Origin of the sequence: Algoriphagus aurantiacus (assembly GCF_035156405.1) — a bacterium.
Classification (GTDB): Bacteria; Bacteroidota; Bacteroidia; order Cytophagales; family Cyclobacteriaceae; genus Algoriphagus; species Algoriphagus aurantiacus.
Genome location: NZ_JAXRUT010000087.1, coordinates 1 through 567 on the forward strand (window position 1 = coordinate 1; position 567 = coordinate 567).

Below are 567 nucleotides of genomic sequence, written 5' to 3' on the forward strand. Positions count from 1 at the left end.
CAGAAGCTACCCCTCTTTTGCGCTGATAGGCAAAGATTCCAAAATCATCAAAGTATCCGGTTTTCCCGGTAATGACCCTGAAGAATGGGTGGATTTATTGGAGGAAACCTTAGAAAATGAATTCAATAAGCAATGATACTAATAGAAATGAAAAATTATATAATTAAGCTTGTCCTGTGCTGCATCCTGTTATTTTCTCAGCAGGCACTTTATGCACAGCAAGGAAGTCTCATCTCAGGAGAGGTGAGATCTGCAGCAGATAGTGAACCCCTGCCGGGTGCCAATGTGATGATCAAAGGATCGGCTCAAGGCACCATTACCGATACAGATGGAAAATTCACGCTTACCATATCCGGAGATAGTACCTATCTGCTGGTTTCCTACCTTGGTTTTATCAGTCAGGAGAGGCGTGTCAACCTAAACCAGCCTGAAGGTCTGGTTTTCTACCTGGAACCTGATCAGCTTATTCTTGGGGAAGTAGAGGTAGTGTCTACAGGCTATCAGGAAATCCCCAGAGAGCGGGCGAGTGGTTCCTTTGTACAGCTGGGTCAGGAGATGGTAAATCGC

1 protein-coding gene is annotated in these 567 nt (G+C 45.1%); it reads left to right on the forward strand.

Translation table 11 applies throughout. The features are described from left to right. Positions 1-147: 147 nt before the first annotated feature. The coding region (locus SYJ56_RS25850; protein WP_323839301.1) for a carboxypeptidase-like regulatory domain-containing protein at positions 148-567 on the forward strand (420 nt) is incomplete at its 3' end.